The organism is Dermacoccus sp. Tok2021 (assembly GCF_019895135.1).
GTDB lineage: Bacteria > Actinomycetota > Actinomycetes > Actinomycetales > Dermatophilaceae > Dermacoccus > Dermacoccus abyssi.
Genome location: NZ_JAGTHU010000031.1, coordinates 1 through 24,608, shown reverse-complemented (window position 1 = coordinate 24,608; position 24,608 = coordinate 1). Strand labels below are relative to the sequence as shown.

Sequence of the window (24,608 nt, the reverse complement as noted above, 5' to 3'; positions counted from 1 at the left end):
CGTCACACGTGTGACGGCCTCGTAGCCCAACGGCTCGGCCCACACCGACTATGGTTCAGGTTCGAGAACCCCCTTTTTTCTCATACCCAAAAGTCTTTCCTTCAACGCGTCTGGGACCGTCTCGGGTTTCTTGCATTGTGCGGCGGCTACCCTCACACGTGTGGCTGTGAAGCAGGGGAACAAGAGCGGCGTCAGATCCCGACGCGGTTGGCGCGACGAGGGTTGGCGGGACGAGGTTGCGACCTGGGCCGGCCGGCTGCTTCTCGTTGCTGCGCTCGTGTCCCTCGTGGCGATCCCCGTTCGTCGCAACACATTTCTCAACGTCGTCATGGACGTCCTCGGCTGGTTCGACATCCCCAGTGAGCCGTCACTCTTCGTGGTCTGCATGACACTCGTGCTCTCCGGTGGAATACGACGTCGCTTCCGAGCAGCTCACACGGCGCTCGTGTTCATCATGGGCCTCGCCGTCTTCGACTCCGTCATGCGGATCTTCTTCCGCACAGAGTCGCTTCTCATGCTCGATCGGCTCCACGTTCACGGGGCCTATCGAGATTGGGCGCGCTTCCAGATATCGCCGATCGTCTCCAGCGTCACGCTGGGCATCTCGGTTGCGAGCTTCGCCCTCGTCTTAGCTTCTCGACGTGCGTTCAAGACTCGTCTCAGCGAAGGCGCGAAGCGGGCCTCCCTCGTCGCCCTGCTCAGTGGGTGGGCCTTCTCCGTTCTCGTGACCGTGGCACTCACGCTGTTCTTCCCTCGCAGCCTCGACACCGTGGGGCAACGAGTCGTGTGGGGAATCCGGAGTGCTTTCGGTGTTCGGACTCCTCCTGATACTCCGGGATTCGCCGGCCACCACGGTCATCAGTGGGTCTTCGGTATCGGCAGCGTCCTGTCCACGCTCGCGTTGTTGTTCGCCGTGCTCGTGCTGTGGCGCTCCGGGCGTGTGCGTGGCCTGACGGACGCGGACGACGAATTGCGTCTGCGTGCTCTGCTTCTCGAACACGGCGAGGACGACTCGCTCGGTTACTTCGCCACGCGTCGTGACAAGTCCGCGCTCTTCGCACCAGACGGGCGAGCCGCGCTGACGTTCCGCAACGAGGGAAGCGTCAGCGTTGCATCGGCCGACCCCGTGGGGCGACGCGAATCCTGGAACGGCGCGATCGAAGGCTGGCTGGAGCAGTGTGCTGAGCACGGGCTCTACCCGGCCGTCCTGTCGGCGAGCGCTAACGGCGCGCAGGCGTACGTCGACGCGGGTCTCAAGGCGTGGTCCTTGGGCGACGAGGCAATCATCGACGTCGACGCATTCACCCTTCAGGGGCGCACGATGCGTCCCGTGCGCCAGGCGGTCACCCGCGTCGAACGCGCCGGTTACTCGACACACGTGCGCCGGCACGAAGAGCTGTCCGGCCAGGAGCTCGATGAGATCTCGCGGCTGGCGGACGCCTGGCGCGGCAACGAGACCGAGCGTGGGTTCTCCATGGCGCTCAACCGTCTCGGCGATCGCGCTGACGGACGCTGCGTCGTCATCACGGCTCACGACGAGAGCGGGGCCGTTCGCGGGTTCCTGTCCTTCGTGCCGTGGGGTGCGCGTGGACTGTCTCTCGACGTCATGCGCCGTGACCGGGCCGCAGAGAACGGGCTCAACGAGTACATGGTCGCCCACCTCGTCGAGGCGGCGCCGGCGCTGGGCGTCCGGCGTATCTCGCTCAACTTCGCGGTTTTCCGCAACGTCTTCGCCGATGCCGATGAGGTCGGTGCCGGTCCCGTGACGCGCCTGAGCGACAAGGCGCTGTCGTTCGCGTCTCGCTTCTGGCAGCTCGAGACGCTCTACCGCTCGAACGACAAGTACCGCCCCGAGTGGGTGCCGCGTTATCTCTGTTACGACCCCGAGCTGACGGTGCCGCGCGCCGCCCTGGCCATGGGCGTGGCGGAGGGTTTCGTGCCCCTTCTCGGTCCGCGCCTGCTCTTGGGGCCGAAGCCGGCCGACCACCAGCCGCCCCGCCCGGAGGCGGACTTCGTCGAGCGGGTTCAGGCGCTCGAGGCCGAGAGCCTCACCCCGCGCGTTCCCGAGCCGCGGCGCAGTGAGCAGCAGCGCGTCCGGCGCGCGAAGCTGACGCAGATGGCCGAAGCCGGCGTGGAGGCCTACCCGCCACGCGTTCCGCGGACGACGACCGTTGCCGACGTCGTGGCGCGCCATCCCGATCTGGCGCCCGCCGCCGCAACGGGGGAGCGAGTCTCCGTCACGGGCCGAGTGCGCGCTCTGCGCGACCTCGGTGGGGTGAGCTTCGTCGTGCTCGAGGAGAACGGCGTTCGCCTTCAGGCGATGGCCACGCGGGACGGCACCCCGGAGCCTGCCTTCGGCCGTTGGGGCCACTGGATCGATCTCGGCGACATCATCAGCGTCAGCGGCGAGGTGGTGACCTCGAAGCGCGGCGAGTTGTCGGTTCTCGTGGACTCGTGGCAGATGGCGGCCAAATGCCTCAGCCCGGTACCCGATCTGCACTCCGGCTTCCGCGACCCTGACGCTCGCGTGCGTCAGCGCTCGCTCGACCTCATCGTCAACACCGACTCCATGGAGATGCTGCAAGCACGCTCACGTGGGGTGCGCGCTTTCCGTGACGCGTTCGACGACCTGGGCTACACCGAGGTGGAGACCCCGATGCTCCAGGCCGTGCACGGCGGAGCGTCCGCGCGGCCGTTCAAGACACACATCAACGCCTACGGCATGGATCTGTTCCTGCGCATCGCGCCGGAGCTCTATCTCAAGCGCCTCGCGGTCGGTGGCATGCAGAAGGTCTTCGAACTGAACCGAAACTTCCGCAACGAGGGCGCCGACGCGACGCACAACCCCGAGTTCACCTCGCTCGAGGCCTACGACGCGTACGGCGATTACACAACAATGCGTCACCTGACGCGCGAGGTCCTGCTCGCAGTGGCACGCGCGGTGCACGGTGAGGAGATCGCGCTGCGACCGATGTCGGACGGCAGCGTGGAGCGTGTCGATCTTTCTGGACCGTGGCCCGCCGTGCCCGTCCACGAGGCGGTGTCGAAGGCCTGCGGCGTGACGCTCACGTCCGCGTCGACACGTGAGGAAGTCGCTGCGGTGTGCGAAGCCCACGGCATCGATGCTCCGCGGGAGAAGGGCGCCGGCGAACTCGTCGTCGAGCTGTACGACGAACTCGTCGAGGCACGAACGACCTTCCCGACGTTCTACACGGACTTTCCCGTCGAGACGTCGCCGCTCACGCGGGAGCACCGTGACGATCCGCGCCTCTCGGAACGCTGGGACCTCGTGGCCTTCGGCGCCGAGATCGGTACGGCGTACACCGAGCTGGTCGATCCGGTCGAGCAGCGTCGTCGCCTTACCGAGCAGTCGCTCAAGGCGGCGGCCGGTGACGTCGAGGCGATGTCGCTCGACGAGTCGTTCCTCGGCGCGCTCGAGTACGCGATGCCGCCCACGGGTGGCCTCGGCATCGGCGTCGACCGCACGATCATGATGCTGCTCGGGGCTCCGATCCGCGCCACGCTCGCGTTCCCGTTCGTCCGTCCGCAGGGCTGAGTGGACCCTCCTCCTCGGCGAAGGGAACCTGCTCTCCTCTCGACTGAGCTATGAGGTGGCTGACATTTCCTTGAGTTCTTTTCACCCATTGATGACCTAGGAGCGGCAAGATCAGTGGGTGAGTGCGCGAACGAACGCGTCGCGCAAAGGGATTCAAGGGGAACCATGAAGAAGTCTCTCAGCGCAGCAGCCGCAGTCTTTGGTCTCGTCAGCATCGGCCTTGCACCTGCAGGTGCGAGCGCCCGGCAGGCCTCGTCCAAGGCGCCGACGTCCGGCGCGTCGTCGAGCTACACGCCACCGCCGGTGTCATGGGGAGCATGCAAGGCGCCGAGTCTCGTCAAGGCGGGTGCCCAGTGCGGCTACGTCACGGTTCCCCTCGACTACGCGAAGCCGAAGGGCGCGAAGATCAAGCTCGCCGTGTCCCGTATCAAGCACAAGACGCCCGACGCGAAGAAGCAGGGCATCATGCTCGTCAACCCGGGTGGCCCCGGCGGTTCCGGCCTGACGTTGGCACGCCTGGGTCAGTGGGTGCCGAACGGAGGCGGCGACCCGTACGACTGGATCGGATTCGACCCGCGAGGCGTAGGCGACAGCCTCCCGAGCCTCGCGTGCGACGGTAACTACTTCGGCTACAACCGCCCCGACTACCGCGTGACGAAGGCCGGCACGGAACGTCAGTGGCTTCGCAAGACCGCGGGCTACTCGAAGGCCTGCTCGAAGGCGGACGGCGCACGTCTGTTGCCGCACATGAAGACCGTCGACAACGTGCGTGACATGGACTCGATCCGCAAGGCCCTCGGTGAGAAGCAGATCAACTTCTACGGTTTCAGCTACGGCTCCTACCTCGGCCAGGTCTACGCGACGATGTATCCCAAGCAAACACGCCGCATGGTGCTCGACGGCGTCGTCAACCCCAAGGACGTCTGGTACGACGCGAACCTCAACCAGGACGTCGCGTTCGACGCGAACATGGACACCTTCTTCGACTGGGTCGCCAAGAACGACGCCACCTACCACCTGGGTAAGAGCGGCAAGGCGATCAAGAAGCGCTGGTACGCGATGCTCGACAAGCTCGCGAAAACGCCGGCGGACGGCAAGATCGGACCGAACGAGTGGACGGATGCCTTCCTCAACGCCGGTTACTACGTGTTCGGCTGGGAAGGTGACGCCGAGGCACTCGTCGCGGCGTTCAAGGGTGACTTCGGCCCGGTCACCGACCTCTACGACGAGGCGAACGGCTCCGGCCCGGGTTCGGACAACGGGTATGCGGTCTACCTCGGCACGCAGTGCTCGGATGTTGCCTGGCCCACGTCGTGGAACAAGTGGAAGGCCGACAACACGCGCGTCGCCAAGAAGGCACCGTTCGAGACGTGGGCCAATGCGATGTTCAACCTTCCGTGCACGAGCTGGCCGGTGAAGGCGAGCAACCGCCAGGCGCCCCGCGTCGACGGCTCGAAGGTCGGGCCCATCCTGCTCATCTCGGAGACGAAGGACGGCGCGACGCCGTACGGCGGTGCGCTCGAGGTGCGTAAGCGCTTCCCGAAGAGCTCGCTCATCGAGGGCGTCGGCGGCACGACGCACTCGGGTTCGCTGAGCGGTATCGCGTGCACGGACGACAAGATCGCCACCTACCTGCTGTCCGGCAAGACGCCGCAGCGCACTCGCGGGCAGGGGCACTCGGACGTGAAGTGCGAGCCGGTGCCGCAGCCGGCGCCGGGCCCGGCGAACGCGCTGACGGAGTCGGCGTCCGACTCGGGGCGCGGCCACGGTCACGGCAAGAGCCACGGCAAGAAGCGTCACGGCATGCCGCAGGATCTGCGCGCCCAGTTGCAGCAGGCCGCTTCGTCGACCCGCTGACGGACTGACCCTTTGAACGCCCGAGCGGCCGGCACCCCCAAGGTTGCCGGCCGCTCGGGCGTTTCGCCGTGCGCGTCGATCAGTGACGCAGAGCCTTGCGGGCCAGTGCGTTACCGATGAACTGCGCGATCTGCACGAACACGATGATGATGACGACGGCTGCCCACGTCACGGCCCACTGGTAGCGCTGGTAGCCGTACGCCAGCGCGAAGTTGCCGAGACCGCCGCCGCCCATCGCGCCGACGACCGCGGTCATGTCGATGACGGCGACGAGCGCGAAGGTGTATCCGAGGATGAGCGGCGCGAGCGCCTCGGGGATGAGAACGGTGCGGATGATCCGCCACGGGCTCGCGCCCATCGCCTGAGCCGCCTCGATGACGCCCGGGTCGACACTCACGAGGTTCTGTTCGACGATGCGACTGATGCCGAACGTTGCGGCGAGCGTCAGCGGGAAGATCATCGACGCGGTACCGATCGTCGAGCCGGTGACCTTCAGCGTCAGCGGACCGAGCGCGGCCGCGAAGATGATGAACGGGATCGGCCGGATGATGTTGACGAGCACGTTGAGGATCGTGTGAACCGTCGGGTTGGCCATGATGCCGCCGCGGCGCGTCGTGTTGAGCAGCACGCCGAGCACGAGCCCGAACAGACCGCCGAGGACGATGGTGGCGCTGACCATGAGGAGGGTCTGCCCGACCGACTCCCACAGCACGGGGCGCAGTGCGCTCCAGTCCGTGTCCGCAGTGATGACCTTCATGCCGTGGCCTCCTCGAGTTCGTGGACGGTGGCGACCTGGGCGAGGTCGGTCAGCACCTGCGTGACGGTGACGTCGTCACCGCGCAGGGCCAGGGTCAACGTCGTGAGGTTCGCTTCCTTGAGGGGCGTGAGGCCACCGTGGACGATCTCCGGTTCGACACCGCGGGCGCCGGTGGAGGCGAGAACCCTTCCGAATCCAGCGGAGTCGTGGACGGTTGCCGTGACGAGGCGTCCGCTCACCCTCTCGCGCAGCCGCGCGATCTCGCGGGCGTCGGGCACGTTGCGCAGCGTCGCGTCGACGAGCCGCCGCGTGGCTGACGATGTCGGTGCGCCGAGCACCTGCTCGGTCGGCCCGGATTCGACGAGGCGGCCGTGTTCGAGGACCACGACGTCGTCGGCCAGTTCACGCACGACGTCCATCTCGTGCGTGATGACGACGATCGTCACGCCGAGCTCATCGTTGACGCGGCGCAGGAGGGCGAGGACGTCCTTCGTCGTGTCGGGGTCGAGGGCGGAGGTCGACTCGTCGGCGAGCAGGATCTCCGGGTTCGTGGCCAGGGCGCGGGCGATGCCGACGCGCTGCTTCTGGCCGCCGGACAGCTCGTCAGGATAGGCCCAGGCCTTCTCCGTCAGACCGACGAAGTGGAGCAGTTCGGTGACTCGCGCCTCCTGCTTGTCCTTGTCCCAACCGGCGACCTCGAGCGGATAGGCGACGTTGGCGTACACCGTGCGCGAGCGGATGAGATTGAACTGCTGGAACACCATGCCGATGCGGGCCCGCAGAGCTCGGACCTGCTTTGCTCCCAGACCCGCCAGATCGACGCCGTCGACCTCGACGGAGCCGGTCGTCGGGGTCTCGAGCGCGTTGATGAGCCGCACGAGGGTGCTCTTGCCTGCACCGGAGAACCCGATGACGGCGAGGACGCGGCCGGTAGCGACGTCGAGGTCGATCTCCTGCAGCGCGGTGACGTTCTTCTTGCCGCGCACGAAGGTCTTGCTCACGCCGCGCAGCCGGACCGCCGGCGCGTTCTCGGGTCGGGCCGGGGGAGTGGGGGTCACTTCTTGGCCTTGATCTGCGACTCGATGCGGGTGAGGATGCCGCGCACGTCCGCGACGGAACGCTTCACCTCGTACTGGGTTCCCTTGGTGCGCTTGGAGATGAGGTCCTGCACCGACTTCTCGTGGTACGCCTGGACGAACTTCGCGTACGTCGGGTTGTCGGCGTCCTTCTTGCGGGCCACGATGACGTTGATGTACGGCTCCGAGGACTTCGCCTTGGGGTCGTCCTTGAACAGCGCCTTGCTCGGGTCGAGGTTCGCGTCGGCGGCGAAGTTGTTGTTGACCACGGCGCCCTCGACGGAGGGCAGGGCGGCTGCGGTCTGGGCAGCGTCGACGGGCGTGACGCCGACCTTCGACTTCGCGGCGTCGATCTCGGCGGGCGTCGACAGGGAGTTGCCCCCGCCCTTGAGCGTGAGCAGACCGGCGCTCTGCAGGAGCAGGAGGGCGCGTGCCTGGTTCGTCGCGTCGTTCGGGATGGCGACCTTGCCGCCGTCGGCGAACTCGTTCACCGTGGTGTGCTTCTTCGAGTACAGCGACAGCGGCACGATGTAGGTGGAGCCGACCGGCGTCAGGGTGTCGTTCTTCGCGGCGTTGTAGTCGGCGAGGAACTGCAGGTGCTGGAACTGGTTGACGTCGACCTGGCCCTGGGAGAGCGCCGGGTTGGCCTGCGTGTAGTCGGTGAAGTTGACCGGCTGGATGTCGAGGCCGTACTTCTCCTTGCCGACCTTGACCAGTTCGGTCCAGTACGGGTCGGACGCTTCGGTGGTACCGACGGTAATCTTCGTCAGCTTCTCGTCGTCGCTACCCGTGAAGGCCTTGATGCCGAAGCCTGCGGCGAGCGCGACGACGAGGACGCCTGCGCCGATGGCCGCGTACTTGGGGCCGTTGCTCTTCGGCTTCTCGGGCAGGGCCTGGACGGCCGGGCTGGCTCCGGGGGTGGTGGAGTTGGTGTTCTCGGACATGGTGATGCCTTCCTCGAAGGGGCGTGCGAGGCGCCGGTGGGGTGGGCGGCGACGACCGCCCGACGATGGGTGCGGTCAGTGCTTGGGGCGCGCGAACGCGGCGTCGTGCGTGTGCGGTCGCGCGGTGGGGGCCTGGGTGGGGCGATGCGTGTGCTGCATGTGATCTCCCGGGATCGGGCGCACCGGTACGAGGCCCTCGAAAGGGATGTGTTCCGGGTGCGGAACGTGCTTGCCGCGCGGTTGACGCGGCCGTGTCATCACCTGGAGCACCCCGCCACGTTCGTGAGGGTTGCCGTCCGACCAGCCAGGGCTTTGCATCGGATCTCTTGACCGGCATCACATTAGAGGCGCCGCGAGAAGCCCGTCAAATCAAGTGATCTGGGCCACTCTGTGTCACCGCTGGGCCGAGTTTCCTGCGGTTGGGTAGTCGCCGCCTCGACCCAACGGCAGGAAAGTCTGCCCAGTGGAGAGATGCGCTGACGCCGTGCTCTCCCCGTGGGCTGGAGTCACTAGGGGCGGAGCGTGGACTCCACGGGGTCGAGGTACCCCGAGCTCGCGCTTATTTGCTCGGCGGAAGAACGTCGGTCTGCGCGGGGAGGTCGGCCACGCCGACCGGGCACGTCACGCCCTTGTAGCCGTGATTGCAGTACCCGCCTGGATTTTTCGCGAGGTACTGCTGGTGGTAGCCCTCGGCCGGCCAGAACTTTCCGGCTTCGTCGGCGGGCTTCATCTCCGTCGTGATGGCGCCGCGGCCCGCGTCGGTCAGCGCATCCTGGAACGCTTCCGCGGTGCGACGCGTAGCGGTCTCCTGCTCGGGCGTCGTCCAGTAGACCGCAGAGCGGTACTGCGTGCCGATGTCATTGCCCTGACGGTTGGCCGTCGTCGGGTCATGGTTCTCCCAGAACGCCTTGAGCAGCTGGGCCGGGGAGACCTTCTCCGGGTCGTACGCGATCTGGACGGCCTCGGTGTGGCCCGTCGTGCCCGTGCAGACGTCCTCGTACGAGGGGTTCTCACGGTCGCCACCCATGTAGCCGACGGCCGTCGAGACGACCCCCGGGATCTGCCATAAGATGCGCTCCGCACCCCAGAAACATCCCATCGCGACGTACAGCGTCTCGGTCTTGTCCGGCCACCCGCCGAGCAGTGGCGTGCCGAGAACGTCGTGCACGGCAGCGACGTCGACCGGGGCGGAATCCTGACGGGTGAACCACATGGGGCGTTCCTTTCACTGGAGTCGCTGTGTTCAACGCAGGCGTGTCCGAGAGGATTCCGAACTCGCGGAGCAACCGCGTGAACGGCGCGCGTCAGTCGACGAGCGGCGGCACTTCGAGCGGGATGGGGCGCAGTAGCCTCGCGCGGATCTCGACCATCGTCTGCGCGTCCGTGTCGAGCGCGACGTCCTCGGAAAGCGTTGGCACCCAAGGCGGCACGGCCCGCTTGTCGCCGTCGTTGTCAAGGCCGACAAGCACCATCGTGCACTCGGTCGTGAGGTTCAGTTCGCCCGTGCGCGGGTTGCCCGAGCGCACTCGCGCCGACACGTGCATGCTCGACGTGCCCGTGTGGATGAGCCGCGCCTGCACCTCGACGAGGTCGCGGACGTGCAACGGCTGGTGGAAGCGCACGCCGCCCGCGTACACGGCCACCGCCGAACCCTGGTTCCAGCGCTCCGCAACGAGGGTTGTCGCCTCGTCGATCCACTCCATGACGACGCCGCCGTGCACGTTGCCGCCCCAGTTGACGGTCGTCGGTGCCGCGAGGAAGCGCAGCGTCTCGCGGCACGACTCCGTCGCGTCCCGTGTAACTCTGCTTCACCATGTCGGCTTCGATGCGGGTGCGCACGTCGGTGAGGGTGACGGCGCGCTCCTGCTGGTCGCGTTCCCACTCGTCCTGCGGCGTGAACGTCGGGACAGGTGTGGGCTTCCGGTCGTCGTCGACCGCGACGAAGATGAGCAGGCACTGTGTGTTGACGCGCAGCTCGCCCTGACGCGGGTCGCCGGACGAAACGGTCGCGACGATGCGCATCGACGTGCGTCCGGTGTGGACGACACGCGACTGCACCTCGACGATGTGGCCCACCTCGACGGGGCGGGTGAAGCGCACATTGCCGACGTAGGCCGTCACGCAGTAGTGCCCGCTCCACGCCGCGGCACAGGCGTACGCGGACTTGTCGATCCACTCGAGCATCCGGCCGGCACCGACGCGCCCGCGCACGTTGGCATCCATCGGTGCGGCCATGAAACGCAGGGTGATGTGGCGTCGGGTTCCGGGCCTGCCGTCGATCGTAGGGCCGGTACCGCCGGAAATTCACTTGTCGGGCGCGCGGTTGCTGGCGTTCCATGACTGGCATGAACACGGTGCGCATCGAACGGATCACCCCTGAACACCCGCAGTTCGAGGAGTGGGCGACCGTCTTCGTCACGGCCGGGCGCCGCCAGTGGGGGCGCGACACGACTGCCTACCCGCCGAACGAACTCGCACAGATGTGGGAGTCCCTGGCCCACGCGAAGGTCTGGCTCGCCGCGATCGACGACGACGGCGACGTCGTCGGGTCCGCAGCCATCGGGATGCCGACGCAGGACAACCCACATCTCGCCGGGTTCGACGTCGCCTGCCTCGACGAGCGGGCTACGGCGCTCAAGCAACGTCTCGTCGACGAGGTCGAACGTGTCTGCCGAGAGGCCGGGCGCACCACGCTCATGATCGAAACGCAGACGCCGGTCGGTGCCGCCAACGACGAGGCCGCCTTCTTCGAAGCAGCGGGCTATGCGGAAGCGCAGACGTGCGTGCGTAACGGGCAGCGGCTCCCCGTGAGCGCCGACATCGGGGCCGAGATGCGCCGCGTCATCGAGATGAACGACGGCTACCGCATCGAGACCGTCGTCGGTCGGCTTCCCGAAGACTGGCTGCCGGAACGGGCGCGCCTCGCCGGAATGATGTCGACCGACACACCTCTCGGCGACCTCGCCATCGAGCCGGAGAACTGGACCCCCGAGCGCGTCACCGCGATGTTCGACGAGGACGAACGTCGCGGGCGCGTCGTCGTAGAGGCCGTGGCCTGGCACGAGGAAACCGGTGAGATGGCCGCGTTCACGCACGTTTCGGTGCCCGCGGAAACACCGTGGATCGCCTACCAGGACGACACCCTCGTCGCGAAAGCCCACCGGGGCCATCGGCTCGGCTACCGCGTGAAGGCTGCCGTGTCCTTGGCTCTGCCCCAGGCCGCGCCCGGCGTCACCGTGCAACGCACCTGGAACGACGAGACCAACGAGCACATGCTGCGCATCAACCGTGAACTCGGCTACGAGCGAGAGGGGACGTTGGTCGAGTGGCAGAAGGTGCTCGATTCGGCTCCGGGTGACGCTGCACACGACGCCTGAGCGACAAGGCACCGGCCCCCGTGGACGAACGGTGGCGCGGGTGACACGCGGCACTCGGTAACCTTGGGCGTGTGACCGATGTACTGACGATGCAAGATGCCCTGTTGACGTTGCAGAAGTACTGGACCGACCGCGGTTGCATGGTGGTCCAGCCCTACAACACCGAGGTCGGGGCGGGAACGATGAACCCCGCCACGGTCATGCGCGTCCTCGGGCCCGAGCCGTGGCACGTCGCGTACGTCGAACCCTCCGTGCGCCCCGACGACAGCCGCTACGGCGAGAACCCGAACCGTCTGCAGACGCACACGCAGTTCCAGGTCATCCTCAAGCCCGACCCGGGCAACCCGCAGGAGCTCTACCTCGGCTCCCTGCAGGCGCTCGGCATCGACCTCGACGCGCACGACGTGCGCTTCGTCGAGGACAACTGGCAGCAGCCCGCCATCGGCGCGTGGGGCCTCGGCTGGGAGGTCTGGCTCGACGGCATGGAGGTCACGCAGTTCACCTACTTCCAGCAGGTCGTGGGCCAGAACCTCGAGCCGATCTCCGTCGAACTCACCTACGGCATGGAGCGCATCCTCATGGCGCTCCAGGGCGTCACGCACTTCAAGGACATGGCGTACGCCGAGGGCATCTCCTACGGCGAGGTCTTCGCGCAGAACGAGTACGAGATGTCGCGCTACTACCTCGACGACGCCGACGTCGAGACTGCGCACACCTTCTTCAAGAACTACACGGACGAAGCGCAGCGCATGATCGACGCCCGCCTGCCCGTGCCGGCGTGGACGTACGTGCTCAAGAGCTCGCACGCGTTCAACATCCTCGACTCGCGTGGCGCCGTGTCGACCACCGAGCGCGCTCGCTCGTTCTCGCTCATGCGCCGCCTCGCCCGCGAGGCCGGTGCTCTGTGGACCGAACGCCGCGAGGAGCTCGGCTTCCCGCTGCTCAAGGACGGCGTCGCCACGTCGCGCGTCAACGAGATCGCTGCTGCAGCGGTGACGGCGCCGAACGTCACGCAGCCGGCCCAGAAGGCCGAGTCGGCGACGGACCTCGGCGACGACGCTCAGACGTTCGCGTTCGAGATTGGCGTCGAGGAGATGCCGCCGCACGTCGTCGACGCCACCCTCCCCGCGGTGAAGGAGGCCGTCACGACGGCGCTCGCGGCCACCCGCCTCGAGCACGGTGACCTCAGCGTCGTCGGCACGCCGCGCCGCATCGTTGTCACGGTGCCCGGCGTCAGCGCGCACGAGCCGGACGCCGAGACGCTCGCCAAGGGGCCCAAGGTCGCGGCCGCCTACGACGCCGACGGCAAGCTCACGAAGGCGCTCGAAGGGTTCGCCCGCGGCAAGGGCGTCTCCGTCGATGACGTCGTCACCGCTGAGTTCGACGGCGCGGAGCACGTCGCCGTCAAGCAGACGCAGACCGGTCGCGGTGTGCTCGAGGTGCTCGGCGCGATCGTCACTGACGTCGTCGCGGGCCTGCGCAGCGACAAGAACATGAAGTGGAACGACCCGGAGCTCACCTTCAGCCGCCCGATCCGTTGGCTCGTGGCGCTGTGGGGCACTGCTGTCGTCCCCGCGACGGCCGGTCTTCTCACGGCGGGTCGCACCACGTACCTGCAGCGCACCGCTGCGCAGCCGCACGTCGACATCGCCTCGGCCGAGGATCTCGTCAGCACGCTCGAGGGCGCCGGCTTCCTCCTCGACATCGACGCGCGGCGCCAGGCCGTCGTCGACGGCGCGCTGGAACTCGCTCGCTCCGTGGGCGGCACGATCGACATCGAGGGCGAGGCCGGTCTCGTCGACGAGATCACGAACCTCGTCGAGGAGCCGCGCGGCGTGCTCGGCACCTTCGAGGAGCGTTACCTCGACCTGCCCGAGCAGATTCTCACCACCGTCATGCGCAAGCACCAGCGGTACCTGCCGGTGCGCGACGAGTCGGGCAAGCTCATGCCGTACTTCGTCACGATGGCCAACGGGGCGATCGACGACGACGTCGTGCGCGCCGGCAACGAGTCGGTGCTGCGCGCCCGCTACGAGGACGCGGCCTTCTTCTGGGACGCCGACCTCAAGGTGGGCCTCGACGACTTCCGTCGGAACATCGACTCCCTGACGTTCGAGAACCGTCTCGGCTCCTTCGCCCAGCGCGCGGATCGCATCCGCGACGTGGCTCAGGCGCTCGCCGGCCATGTGGAGCTGTCGGGCGACGACAAGACGACGCTGACGCGCGCAGGCGAACTCGCCAAGTTCGACCTGTCGACGCAGATGGTCGTCGAACTCTCGTCGCTCGCGGGCACGATGGCGCGCGAGTACGCGCTCAAGGCAGGGGAGACCCCGGCCGTCGCGGAGGCACTCTTCGAGATGGAGAAGCCCCGTTCGGCCGGTGACTCGCTGCCGGTCTCGACGCCGGGTGCACTGCTCGCCCTCGCCGACCGCTTCGACCTGCTCACTGCGATGTTCGCCATCGGCGCGAAGCCGACCGGTTCGTCCGACCCCTTCGCGCTACGTCGCGCCGCGCTCGGTGTCGTCTCGATCCTGCGCGGCGTGCCGACGGTGGCCAACGTGAGCGTGGCTTCCGGGCTCGAAGCCGCAGCGGCGCGCCTGCGCGAGCAGGGCGTCGAGGTCTCCGACGAAGCGCTCGCGTGGGCAGCCGAGTTCGTCGAGGGCCGCTTCGGCCAGCAGCTGCGTGACGAGGGCGTCTCCGCGCCGCTCGTTGCAGCGGTGGCTCCGTCGGCCGGCACGCCGGGTGCGGCGGAGGCCTACCTCGCCGACATCCAGACGCTCTCGGGAGACGAGGCGTTCGCGGCTCTCGTGCAGGTGACGCAGCGCATCACGCGCATCGTTCCTGCGGGCACCGACGCCTCCTTCGACGCGTCGGTTCTCACCGACGACGCAGAGAGGGTTGTCGCTCCGCTCGTGGCCGACCTAGCCGACAACTCGCACGGATCACTTACCGAATGGTTCGCTGCGGCAAGCGGTCTCACCGACAAGCTGAACACGTTCTTCGACGAGGTGCTCGTCATGGCTGACGACGAGAAGCTCAAGGCTGCACGACTCGGCATGCTGCAGACGGTCGTCGCCAAGGCACCTGCCGGCATCGACTACAAGGAGCTCGACAGGGCGCTCGACGCCTGATTCTGACCGCGTAGCACTTCACGGCGAACGGTGGCCGGTGACCGAAGGCGTCACCGGCCACCGTTCTCCGTTGCGCGCGGTGAGCCGCTATCTCAGCCGAGGGTTCGGTAGGACTCCTGCGCGCCGCGACGGGTCACGGTGTCGGCGGCGAATGCGGCTGCCACCTGAGCGGCATCCTCCATCGTCATCCCGTGGGCGAATCGGGCCACGAAGGCTCCGGTGAACGCGTCGCCTGCACCCGTGGTGTCCACCGCCTCCACGGGGCGCGACGGTACCTCGTCGAGGCCCTCGGCCGTGGCCACCAAGGTGCTGGCGGCTCCGCGTGTCATGACGACGGACGGCACCCCCGCGGCGACGATGGCGCGCAGAAGGGCGTCGTCGTCATCGGTGGAGCCGAGATCCAGGATGCCAGCGGCGAGTCTGGCCTCGTGCTCGTTGACGACGAGCGGGTCGGCACGCCGGATCGTCGTCGGCGAAACGTTGATGACGGGCGCGAGGTTGAGCACGAAGCGTGTCGCAATCGCCTCGCAGGTCTCCGCGACGGCGTCGACGACGTGAGCAGGGATCTCTCCCTGGCACAGCACGACTTTGGCCCCGTCGATGGTGTCGCGAAGCCGGTCGACGTCGGCCACGTCCCAGCCTCCGTTGGCACCGGGAACGATGACGATGCTGTTCTCCCCGGCATCGTCGATCGTGATGAAGGCCATTCCGGTTGTCCCGTCGACGGCGTCGGTGAGTGCGAGATCGACATCGGCCGCGCGAAGGAGTTCGAGGGCTTCATCGGCGTAGGGGTCCGTACCGACCTTGCCTGCGAACATCACGTCCGCCCCATTGAGGCGTGCCGCGAGAGCCTGGTTCGCGCCCTTGCCGCCCGGGGAGGAGTGCATCGAGCGGGCGGCGAGGGTCTCGCCGGGCAGCGGATGCCGTTCCACCTGAACGGCGAGGTCGACGTTGGTCGAGCCGATGACGAGGACGGTGGCCACGATGGGGTCCCTTCAGGTTGTCGCACTTTGCCCACCCTATGCATCAGCCTTGTTCGCCTCCGCCGCGCAGTTCGGCGTGGATGCGCCGGCAGGTGGCGAGCACGAGATCGACTACGGCCTTGGGCGGGTGGGGGATGACGGCGTCGAACGGGACGTCCGCACCCTCCCCGAGCGGAAGGCTCAACAGCTGCGGATCGAGACTCTCCGCCGCGTCGACGGGGACGACGGCGACCGCACGTCCTTGACCGAGCAGGTAGCCGTGGGAGCCGGAGAGCCGGTCGGTCGCCTGCAGGAGCGTGTGCGGTTCGAGCCCGCGTCGCAACAGGCCGGTCATGATCGCGTCGAAGTACGCGGGATGGTTCTCCCGGGGCCACACGGGCAGAGGCGTCTCGTCGAGTGAGGCGAGGTCCTGCGTCGTCCGCAGGTCACCGAGCAGATCGGGATGCCCGACGAGAACCAGGGGGTCGTCGCCGAGGTGGATGCGTCGACACCCTTGCGGCGCTCGCGCGAAGTGCGCGAGCCCGAGGTCCGCTTCTCCCGTGGCCACGGCCTGTTCGACCTGTCCGGTCCCGATCTCGAGCACCGTGAGCTTCGGCCCCTCGGTCTCGAGCCGCTGGAGGAGATGAGGCATGAGCCGGTTCGCGATGCTGGGGGAGCAGGCGACGGTGAGGTGCGACGCGGCGCGTTCGCCCAGGTCGCGGGCCGTGCGCTCGAAGAGGGCAGTTGCGGTCAGGGCCGCGCGGGCTCGTTCGAGCAACTCGACGCCTTCGGGTGACAACCGTGTCGGCCTTGCCTGTCGGATGACGAGCTCGGTCCCCAGGGTGCGTTCGAGCGCGCGCACCTCCTTGCTGACGGTCGGCTGTGCCCGCCCCAGAGCGTCCGCTGCCCGCCCGAAGGTGCCGTGCGTTGCGACGGCCTCGAAGGCTTCGAGCTGCTTGAGCGTGACCCGCAGATCCATAGCCTCAGGCTATAGGCCCATGCCGATCTGAGCCTGGGAACCCCCGACGAATCTCCCTATGGTCGAACGTAACCGACATCACATTGCTCCAGGAGGAAGCCATGACCGAACCCATCCGAATCAGCGCAGAGGTCCGCGACGCACTCGCAGAGGGTCGCCCCGTGGTGGCCCTCGAGTCGACGATCTTCACCCACGGCCTGCCTCGTCCGCGCAACCTGGAGGTCGCGCTGGAGGGCGAGGCCATCGTGCGTGACGCAGGCGCCGTGCCTGCCACCATCGGCGTCTTCCACGGTGAGAGCGTCGTCGGCCTGAGCGAGGACGAGATCACCGAACTGTCGAAGGAGGACGGACTTCTCAAGGCGTCCATCCGTGAACTCGCCTATGCCAAGGTCAAGGGGCTGAGCGCGGGAACCACCATCGCGGCCACCGCCTACCTGGCCAACCGCGCCGGTATCGACGTCTTCGCGACGGGTGGCCTCGGCGGCGTGCACCACGGCGCCGAGAAGACGTTCGACGAATCCGCTGACCTCGTCGCGATGTCGCGCACGTCCTTCGTCCTCGTCTCCTCAGGGGCCAAGGCGATCCTCGACATCGCAGCCACCCTCGAGCGCTTCGAGACGCTGAGCGTCCCGGTCGTCGGCTACCGCACGAACAGCTACCCGGGCTTCTACGTTCAGGAGTCGGGTTACACCCTCAACCAGCGCGTCGACTCGCCGCAGGAGGTCGCCGCCATGCTGCGCGAGCAGCGGGCCCTCGGCATGACGTCCGGCGTCAACCTCGCCAACCCGGTCCCCGTTGACGAGCAGCTCGACCCCGAGGGCCTCGACGCGATCCTCGAGCAGGCCTGGGCCGATGCGGAGAAGGACGGCATCTCCGGTCAGGCGTCCACGCCGTACCTGCTCGACTACATCCGTCGCGCGACGAACGACCGCAGCCTCGACGCCAACGTCGCGCTCTACCGCAACAACATCAAGCTCGCGACCCAGGTGGCCGCAGCGATGGTGGAGTGACGATGCTGGGCGTCATCGGAGACATCGTTCAGGACATCGTCGTCTGGCAGAAGGAGCCGGTCCGCCACGCGACCGACACCGCGTCGGACATCTTCATGCAGCGAGGCGGCTCCGCATCGAACGTCGCCGCCTTCGCCGGTTCGCGGGTGCCCACCCGGTTCATCGGGTGTGTCGGTGAGGATCTCGCGGGCGTCGCGGTCACGCGTGCGCTCGAGGAGCGCGGCGTCGAGACCAAGATGCAGGTGCGTGGCACGACGGGGATGATCGTGCTCCAGATCGACGAAGCAGGCGAGCGGAACATGTTTCCCTCGCGTGCGGCGAGCGGCATGTTGGAGAGCGTCGACCCGTCGTGGCTCGACGGCATCGACCTGCTGCACCTCACTGCCTACTCGCTGGAGGTCGAACCGGCCCGCAACTCGGTCGTCGAGGCGGCGCGGCGCGTTCACGACAACGGCGGGCGGGTCTCCTTCGACGTCTCGAGCGTCTACACGATCGAACGTCTCGGGGACGAGGAGTTCGCGCGTCTGCTCAAGCAGATCGCCCCGGACTTCATCTCGGCGAACCAGGACGAGTCCCGTCGGCTGGGGCTCGCGAACGGCCAACAGCCGGGAAGGCTGCTCGCCGAACTGGGCGACGTCATGGTGCTCTCGCGCAACGGCGGCGAGGCGACGCAGGTCTTCGTCGGCCCTCGTCACGTTGCCGAGGTGGCCGTGGAACCCGTGGAGAACATCCGTGACCTCACCGGTGCCGGTGACGCCTTCAACGCCGGATTCCTCGCCAGCGTCATCAACGACGGGGTGGACCCGGTCGCCAACGTCCAGGCCGCGCACGCGTTGAGCCGCAGGGTGCTCACGAGCCCGGGCGCCACCGAGCCGGACTGGGATTCGCCGAACACCGCAGAAGGAGCGTCATGACCGACACCTCGACGCAGCGCCGGACATCGGCCTCTGGCACCTTCGGCGTCGTCATGGCGCTGCTGGCCGCGATCGTCGCGTTCCAGCTCAACGCCTCCATGCTGTCGCCGGTCCTCGCGACGATGGAGAAGGAACTCGACACCAGGGCCGCGCAGATCGGCGTCACCCAGACGGCCTTCTTCACCGCCGCTGCACTGTTCTCGCTCATCATGCCGCGCTGGGGCGACCTCATCGGCCGCAAGCGCATCATGCTGGGCCTGCTCGCGGTGACGGGCGTCGGCTCCGTCCTCGCCGCAGTGGCCACCTCCGTCGACGTGCTTCTCGTGGCACGAGTGATCCAGGGTGCCTCCGGGCCCATCGTTCCGATGGCGCTCATCATGCTGCGCGCGGAGATCTCTGACGACAAGCGCTACGCCTTCTGGATGGCGGTGCTCGCCTCGGTCAACGGCGGTATCGCCGGCGTCGACGCCCTCGCAGGAGGATGGCTCGCCTCCACCTTCGGTTTCCACGCGGTGTTCTGGACGATGGCCGTGGTCTGTGTCGTCGCGTTCGTCTGCGTCGTGGCGGGAGTCGGCGACAGCCGCAACGTCGAGGACCGGCATCCGATGGACTGGAAGGGTGCGGCGCCGCTGGTCATCTCGCTGGGAGCCGTTCTCATCGCGTTCAACGAGCTCGGCAAGCTGTCGGCGGCCAACTGGACGCTGTTCGCCGTGCTGATGGTCGTCGGCATCCTGGCGTTCGTCATCTTCTGGCGCGTGGAATCGACGACGGCGGCTCCGCTGGTGTCGACCCATTACCTCAAGGAGCGGCGCACGTGGGGTCTCCTGCTCACCACGGTGCTCACGATGACGGGTATCTTCGCCGTGATGAACGGCCTCGTGCCCAACCTCGCCCAGGCCAAGGGCTTCGGCGGCATCGACGCGGACAGCGTCTCGTGGATCACCCTGACGCCGTACGCTCTGGCCGGTCTGCTCATGGGCCCGATCGCCGGCAAGCTGGCGTCGAGGTTCGGGTACCTCGCGGTGTTGCGCGCCGGCATCGTCATCACGATCGTCGGAGTCGGGGTCGCAGTGCTCGCCGTGTCGAACCCGGCATCGTGGTTGCTGTTCATCGTCTCGACGTGGATCGGTATCAGCTACGCGGGCATGACGAACATCATGCTCAACGGTCTCGGCGTCGTGCTCAGCCCGAAGGACAACACCGGCTACCTGCCGGGCATGAACTCGGGGGCGTTCAACATCGGCGCCGGGCTCAGTTTCGCTCTGCTCTTCGCGGTCAACACGTGGCTCTCGGGCGGTAGCGGTGCGGCAGCGGGTTATCGCGGCGGGATGCTGACGGGCGCTCTCGTGCTCGTCCTGGCACTGCTCGCGTCCTTCCTCATCCCCAAGCCGACGAACGCCGAACACTTCGACGATGAAGGATCGGCCCCGACGGCCGGTCAGGAGGTGACGTCATGACGAGCGCACCGCGCAGGATCGTGCTCGACTGCGACCCCGGCCACGACGACGCCGTCGCGATGATGCTGGCGCTCGGCAACCCCGCCATCGAGGTGCTCGCCATCACGACGGTCGGAGGCAACCAGACGATCGACAAGGTCACCCGCAACGCACAGAGCGTGCTGGCGATGTGCAGGCGAGAGGACGTCCCGGTGTACCAGGGGGCTTCCCGCCCGCTCGTGCACAGGGTCGAGTCGGCTCCGGAGATCCACGGCGAGTCGGGCCTCGACGGCGTCGAGTTGCCCGAACCCGGCGCGGCTCTGCGCGACGGTCACGCGGCCGTTGCCATCGTCGACGCGGTCATGGGGGCGAAACCGGGGGAGGTCACCCTCGTCGGCACCGGCCCGTTGACCAACCTGGCGCTCGCGGTGCGACTCGAGCCGCGCATCGTCGAGCGGGTGGCCGAGGTCGTCGTCATGGGCGGCGGCTTTCCCGAGGCCAACTGGACGGCAGCAGCCGAGTTCAACATCTGGGTCGACCCGGAGGCCGCGGCCATCGTCTTCGACGAGCCGTGGCCGGTGACGATGGTGGGGCTCGACCTCACGCACCAGGCGCTCGCGACGGCGGAGGTCGAGGCGCGCGTCGGCGCCATCGGTTCGCCGCTGAGCGACTTCTTCGTCGGGCTCATGGGGTTCTTCCGCAAGGCGTACAAGGAGTCGCAGGCCTTCGACGACCCGCCCGTTCACGATCCCTGCACGATCGCCTACCTCATCGATCCGACGATCGTGCAGACCAGAAGGGCGCCGATCGCGGTGGAGCTACGGGGCGAGCACACGGTGGGCATGACCGTCGTCGACCTGCGCGGGCCCGCGCCGGAGGGTACGCACACCCAGGTGGCGACGACGCTCGACGCCGACCGCTTCTGGGGTCTCGTCGAGGACGCGATACGGGCTCTGAGCGACGCAGAGTGATCGGCTGGAAGGTCGCCGCGGGCATGCGCCTGCGGCGACCTTCTGCATGACGCGGTTGTCAGTGCTCGCCACTAGGCTGAAGCCATGACGCACGACAACGATCTCGAGACCCTGGGTTTCACCACCCGCGCCATCCACGCAGGGCAGGAGCCCGATCCGCGCACCGGGGCCGTCGTCCCCGCGATCTACCAGACCTCGACGTACAAGCAGGACGGGGTCGGAGGTCTGCGTGAGGGCTACGAGTACAGCCGGTCGGCCAACCCCACCCGCACCGCGCTCGAGGAATGCATCGCGGCTCTCGAGGGCGGTACGCACGGCTACGCGTTCGCCTCGGGCCTCGCCGGCTCCGACGCCGTGCTGCGCGCTGTTCTGCGCCCCGGCGACCACATGGTCATCCCCACCGACGCCTACGGCGGCACGTTCCGCCTCGTCGACAAGGTGACGCAGCACTGGGGCGTCGACTACTCCACCGCTCCCATCGCCGACCCTCAGGCCGTCGCCGCCGCGATGACGGACAAGACGAAGCTCGTCTGGGTCGAGACGCCCACCAACCCGCTCCTCGGCATCGCCGACATCACGGCCATCGCCGCCGTCGCGCACGAGCGCGGAGCGCTGCTCGTCGTCGACAACACCTTCGCCTCGAGCTACCTCCAGCAGCCGCTCGCCCTCGGCGCCGACATCGTCGTCCACTCGACGACGAAGTACGCCGGTGGCCACTCCGACGTTGTCGGCGGCGCCGTCGTCGTCGGTGACAACGTCGCGGTCGAGGAGTACGCCGAGGTGGCGGCCATGATCCGGTTCAACCAGAACGCGCTCGGCGCCATCGCCGGCCCGTTCGACGCCTGGCTCACGCTGCGTGGCCTCAAGACTCTCTCCGTGCGCATGGAGCGCCACTGCGACAACGCGGAGAAGGTCGTCGAGTTCCTCTCGGCACGCGACGACGTCACGAAGATCTATTACCCGGGCCTGGCCGAGCACCCCGGCCACGAGGTCGCCGCGAAGCAGATGAAGCGTTTCGGCGGCATGGTGAGCTTCGAGGTCGCCGGCGGCATGGAGCGTGCGCTCGAGGTGTGCGACGCGACGAAGATCTTCACCCTCGGCGAAAGCCTCGGCGGTGTCGAGTCGCTCATCGAGCACCCGGGCAAGATGACGCACGCGAGCGTTGCGGGCACCGCGCTCGAGGTGCCTCCGGCCCTCATCCGCCTGTCCGTCGGCATCGAAGACGCGGACGACCTCGTCGCCGACCTGCGTCAGGCGCTCGACAGCACGCGATGACCGGCGTCGTCATCCGCCTCGTCCTCCTGGCGATGGCCCTCTTTCTCGCCGTGCGACTGCTGCACCGTTCAGCGGTCGCACGGCGCGAGTGGGCCGTGCGCGACGCTGCGCTCACCCGCGCGGAGGAGTGGTGGGCGCGCACGCACGGCGGCCCGTTCGACCAGGAACGACGCGAGGTGCCAGGCGACATCGCGCCGTACCTCGGCCCGAACGGGCCTCGCTCGGAGCTTCGTGGCCCCAAGCCCGACCAGGCCGCATGGGTCTGGGGCTGGATCTGTGTGGTCATCGCGGCGTTCCTCGCCGTCAGTGTTGTCGCACAGGTGAGTTCGGGCAGCGTCTGACGTCGAACTGGATGCCCGTTCACCCAAAAGGGTTGGCCAGAAGGCTCGATGCCCTGAGACCATGGGGCAGGCGCTCGTATCCCGGGCGCCTCGACGAACGGAGACACCCGTGCCTCACGCGGTGGAGGCCGAGGGCCTCGTCAAGAAGTTCGGCCAGTCCGTAGCGGTGGCCGATGTCAGCCTCACGGTTCCCGAGGGCACCGTGCTCGGTGTCCTCGGCCCGAACGGTGCCGGTAAGACGACAACCGTGCGCATGCTCACGACGCTCATCCGCCCCGACGGCGGCCATGCGCGTGTTGCCGGAGGCGACGTCGTGAAGCAAGCCGACGAAGTGCGTCGCCGCATCGGCGTCTCCGGCCAGTACGCGGCCGTCGACGAATACCTCACCGGCTTCGAAAACCTCGACATGATCGGGCGCCTCTACCACCTCGGTGGGAAGGCGTCGAAGGCGCGGGCCAAGGAATTGCTCGCCCAATTCCGTCTGGAGGACGCGGCCAACCGCCCGGCCAAGACGTACTCGGGCGGCATGCGCCGCCGCCTCGACCTCGCCGGAGCACTCGTCGCCCGCCCGCCGGTCATCTTCCTCGACGAGCCGACGACCGGCCTCGACCCGCGCAGTCGCGGCGAGATGTGGGAGGTCATCGAGGAACTCGTCTCCGGCGGCACGAGCCTGCTCCTGACGACCCAGTACCTCGAGGAAGCCGACCGTCTCGCGGACTCGATCGTCGTCGTCGACGGCGGGCACGTCATCGCGCGCGGAACGGCCGACGACCTCAAGAACGAGGTCGGGGGAGAGCGCCTCGAAGTGCACCTTCGCGAGAAGGGCGACGTCGCCCGCACCCGCGAGTTCATGGCGCGTCACGGCTCCGGCGAGGTGGCCGCTCCGGAAGGCGGCCGCGAGCTCGTCGTCCCGGTCGAATCCGGCACTCGCGCCCTCGTCGCACTCGTGCGGGACCTCGACGAGGCCGGCATCGAGGTGGCGGACATCGCCGTGCGTCGCCCCACCCTCGACGACGCCTTCCTCTCGCTCACCGGCCACTCGGTCGCGGAGTCCGAGGACGAAGCCGACGACGCGAGCGAAGGGGGTGAGCACTGATGGGTCCTCTCGTGTCCGACGCGCTCACCGTCATGCGTCGCAACCTCATCAAGATCAAGCGGGTTCCCGACCTGCTCGTGTTCTCGACGATGCAGCCGATCATGTTCGTGTTGCTCTTCGGTTACGTCTTCGGTTCGCTCGCCGGACCGAACGCCGGCGGCTACCGCGAGTTCATGATGGCCGGTATCTTCGCCCAGACCATCGTCTTCGGCGCCACGATCACCGGTGCCGGCCTCGCCGACGACATGCAGAAGGGCGTCATCGACCGCTTCCGGACGCTGCCGATGCACCCGTCGTCGGTGCTCGTGGGGCGCACCCTGAGCGACGTGGTCAACAACGTCATCGTGCTCGTCGTCATGTCCCTGACGGGCCTCGTCATCGGGTGGCGCATCCGCGGAAGCGTGCTCGACGCGCTCATCGCCTACGCGCTCATGCTCCTGTTCAGCTACGCGATCTCGTGGATCATGGCGTGCATCGGCCTCAAGGTGAAGGCGCCGGAGATCGTCAACAACGCCGCGTTCATGGTGATCTTCCCGCTCACCTTCATCGCCAACACGTTCGTGCCGGCTGAGAACATGCCGAGCGCACTCAAGTGGTTCGCTGGCTGGAACCCGGTCTCCACCATCACGCACGCCGCCCGTGAACGCTTCGGCAACCTCGGCGCCATGGGCGGTGACTCGGCGGCCATGCGCGAGAAGATCGAGTACACGTGGGCGCTGCAGCACGCAGAGATCTACACGCTGGCCTGGGTACTCGTGGTTCTCGCAATCTTCGTGCCACTCGCTACCCGCATCTACGCGCGGGCCGTGGCGAAGTAGGCAGCAGTACCGCCAAGACGACTAAGGAGGCGGGGGCCCCCCCCCGGGGGGGGGCGCGGCGGGGGGGGGGGGGGGGGGGGTGGGGGGGGGGGGGGGGGGGACGGGGGC

General features: G+C 67.9%; 19 protein-coding genes, 1 pseudogene and 1 riboswitch. Of the genes and pseudogenes, 12 read left to right on the top strand and 8 right to left on the bottom strand.

Translation table 11 applies throughout. The features are described 5' to 3' along the window. Nucleotides 1–160: 160 nt before the first annotated feature. Nucleotides 161–3,556 (top strand): bifunctional lysylphosphatidylglycerol synthetase/lysine--tRNA ligase LysX, encoded by a 3,396-nt coding sequence (gene lysX / locus K9D12_RS13810; RefSeq protein WP_370633529.1) that lies wholly within the window; start codon nucleotides 161–163, stop codon nucleotides 3,554–3,556. 165 nt (nucleotides 3,557–3,721) lie between these two features. Next, nucleotides 3,722–5,413, top strand: a complete 1,692-nt coding sequence (locus K9D12_RS13805; RefSeq protein ID WP_223060513.1) for an alpha/beta fold hydrolase — start codon at nucleotides 3,722–3,724, stop codon at nucleotides 5,411–5,413. A 79-nt stretch (nucleotides 5,414–5,492) separates the two neighbouring features. On the opposite strand, the gene K9D12_RS13800 is transcribed toward K9D12_RS13805, so the two are convergent. The 6 genes and pseudogenes from K9D12_RS13800 to K9D12_RS15380 all read right to left on the bottom strand — a co-directional run. Next, nucleotides 5,493–6,170 carry a methionine ABC transporter permease gene (locus K9D12_RS13800; RefSeq protein WP_047311755.1) on the bottom strand — a complete coding sequence of 226 codons (678 nt, stop codon included), beginning with the start codon at nucleotides 6,168–6,170 and terminating at the stop codon, nucleotides 5,493–5,495. Continuing rightward, complete coding sequence (locus K9D12_RS13795; RefSeq protein ID WP_225911321.1) at nucleotides 6,167–7,180, bottom strand: methionine ABC transporter ATP-binding protein; 1,014 nt, start codon at nucleotides 7,178–7,180, stop codon at nucleotides 6,167–6,169. Before K9D12_RS13795 ends, K9D12_RS13800 begins: the two co-directional genes overlap by 4 nt. A gap of 44 nt (nucleotides 7,181–7,224) precedes the next feature. After that, the gene (locus K9D12_RS13790; RefSeq protein ID WP_047311757.1) at nucleotides 7,225–8,190 is read right to left on the bottom strand and encodes a MetQ/NlpA family ABC transporter substrate-binding protein; all 966 of its coding nucleotides are present in this window, start codon (nucleotides 8,188–8,190) and stop codon (nucleotides 7,225–7,227) included. 220 nt (nucleotides 8,191–8,410) lie between these two features. Next, nucleotides 8,411–8,522: riboswitch (SAM riboswitch) on the bottom strand. 227 nt (nucleotides 8,523–8,749) lie between these two features. Continuing rightward, nucleotides 8,750–9,403, bottom strand: a complete 654-nt coding sequence (msrA, locus tag K9D12_RS13785) for a peptide-methionine (S)-S-oxide reductase MsrA (protein WP_223060511.1) — start codon at nucleotides 9,401–9,403, stop codon at nucleotides 8,750–8,752. 91 nt (nucleotides 9,404–9,494) lie between these two features. Next, nucleotides 9,495–9,893 carry an acyl-CoA thioesterase gene (locus K9D12_RS15385; protein WP_370633528.1) on the bottom strand — a complete coding sequence of 133 codons (399 nt, stop codon included), beginning with the start codon at nucleotides 9,891–9,893 and terminating at the stop codon, nucleotides 9,495–9,497. Between the two features lie 337 nt (nucleotides 9,894–10,230). After that, nucleotides 10,231–10,374, bottom strand: a pseudogene (locus K9D12_RS15380) (hotdog domain-containing protein); the annotation flags it as partial. Between the two features lie 152 nt (nucleotides 10,375–10,526). Between K9D12_RS15380 and K9D12_RS13775 the strand changes: the two are divergent. Next, nucleotides 10,527–11,567: a hypothetical protein gene (locus K9D12_RS13775; protein ID WP_223060510.1), complete on the top strand. Its 1,041-nt coding sequence runs from the start codon at nucleotides 10,527–10,529 to the stop codon at nucleotides 11,565–11,567. Nucleotides 11,568–11,638: 71 nt separating this feature from the next. After that, a complete protein-coding gene (locus K9D12_RS13770) occupies nucleotides 11,639–14,698 on the top strand; it encodes a glycine--tRNA ligase (protein ID WP_370633527.1) in 3,060 nt (1,019 codons plus the stop codon). Nucleotides 14,699–14,790: 92 nt separating this feature from the next. On the opposite strand, the gene K9D12_RS13765 is transcribed toward K9D12_RS13770, so the two are convergent. Continuing rightward, entirely contained in the window at nucleotides 14,791–15,681 is an 891-nt protein-coding gene (locus tag K9D12_RS13765; protein ID WP_156170299.1) for a ribokinase, read from the bottom strand. A 43-nt stretch (nucleotides 15,682–15,724) separates the two neighbouring features. Beyond that, the gene (locus tag K9D12_RS13760) at nucleotides 15,725–16,639 is read right to left on the bottom strand and encodes a LysR family transcriptional regulator (protein WP_223060509.1); all 915 of its coding nucleotides are present in this window, start codon (nucleotides 16,637–16,639) and stop codon (nucleotides 15,725–15,727) included. A 101-nt stretch (nucleotides 16,640–16,740) separates the two neighbouring features. Between K9D12_RS13760 and K9D12_RS13755 the strand changes: the two genes are divergently transcribed. The 8 genes from K9D12_RS13755 to K9D12_RS13720 all read left to right on the top strand — a co-directional run bounded on the left by K9D12_RS13755 (nucleotide 16,741) and on the right by K9D12_RS13720 (nucleotide 24,500). Then, on the top strand, nucleotides 16,741–17,649 hold the full coding sequence (locus K9D12_RS13755; RefSeq protein WP_223060508.1) for a pseudouridine-5'-phosphate glycosidase: 909 nt from the start codon (nucleotides 16,741–16,743) through the stop codon (nucleotides 17,647–17,649). A gap of 2 nt (nucleotides 17,650–17,651) precedes the next feature. Next, nucleotides 17,652–18,563: a carbohydrate kinase family protein gene (locus K9D12_RS13750; RefSeq protein WP_223060507.1), complete on the top strand. Its 912-nt coding sequence runs from the start codon at nucleotides 17,652–17,654 to the stop codon at nucleotides 18,561–18,563. Next, nucleotides 18,560–20,020: an MFS transporter gene (locus K9D12_RS13745; RefSeq protein ID WP_223060506.1), complete on the top strand. Its 1,461-nt coding sequence runs from the start codon at nucleotides 18,560–18,562 to the stop codon at nucleotides 20,018–20,020. Before K9D12_RS13750 ends, K9D12_RS13745 begins: the two co-directional genes overlap by 4 nt. Then, nucleotides 20,017–20,970 carry a nucleoside hydrolase gene (locus K9D12_RS13740; protein ID WP_223060505.1) on the top strand — a complete coding sequence of 318 codons (954 nt, stop codon included), beginning with the start codon at nucleotides 20,017–20,019 and terminating at the stop codon, nucleotides 20,968–20,970. The genes K9D12_RS13745 and K9D12_RS13740 overlap by 4 nt, the downstream gene beginning before the upstream one ends. A gap of 84 nt (nucleotides 20,971–21,054) precedes the next feature. Next, complete coding sequence (locus tag K9D12_RS13735) at nucleotides 21,055–22,245, top strand: cystathionine gamma-synthase (protein ID WP_223060504.1); 1,191 nt, start codon at nucleotides 21,055–21,057, stop codon at nucleotides 22,243–22,245. Further along, on the top strand, nucleotides 22,242–22,586 hold the full coding sequence (locus K9D12_RS13730) for a hypothetical protein (protein ID WP_193642866.1): 345 nt from the start codon (nucleotides 22,242–22,244) through the stop codon (nucleotides 22,584–22,586). Before K9D12_RS13735 ends, K9D12_RS13730 begins: the two co-directional genes overlap by 4 nt. Nucleotides 22,587–22,695: 109 nt before the next feature. Beyond that, nucleotides 22,696–23,682, top strand: coding sequence for an ATP-binding cassette domain-containing protein (locus K9D12_RS13725; RefSeq protein WP_370633526.1), 987 nt, complete (start codon nucleotides 22,696–22,698; stop codon nucleotides 23,680–23,682). After that, nucleotides 23,682–24,500: an ABC transporter permease gene (locus K9D12_RS13720; RefSeq protein WP_223060502.1), complete on the top strand. Its 819-nt coding sequence runs from the start codon at nucleotides 23,682–23,684 to the stop codon at nucleotides 24,498–24,500. Before K9D12_RS13725 ends, K9D12_RS13720 begins: the two co-directional genes overlap by 1 nt. Nucleotides 24,501–24,608 lie beyond the last annotated feature (108 nt).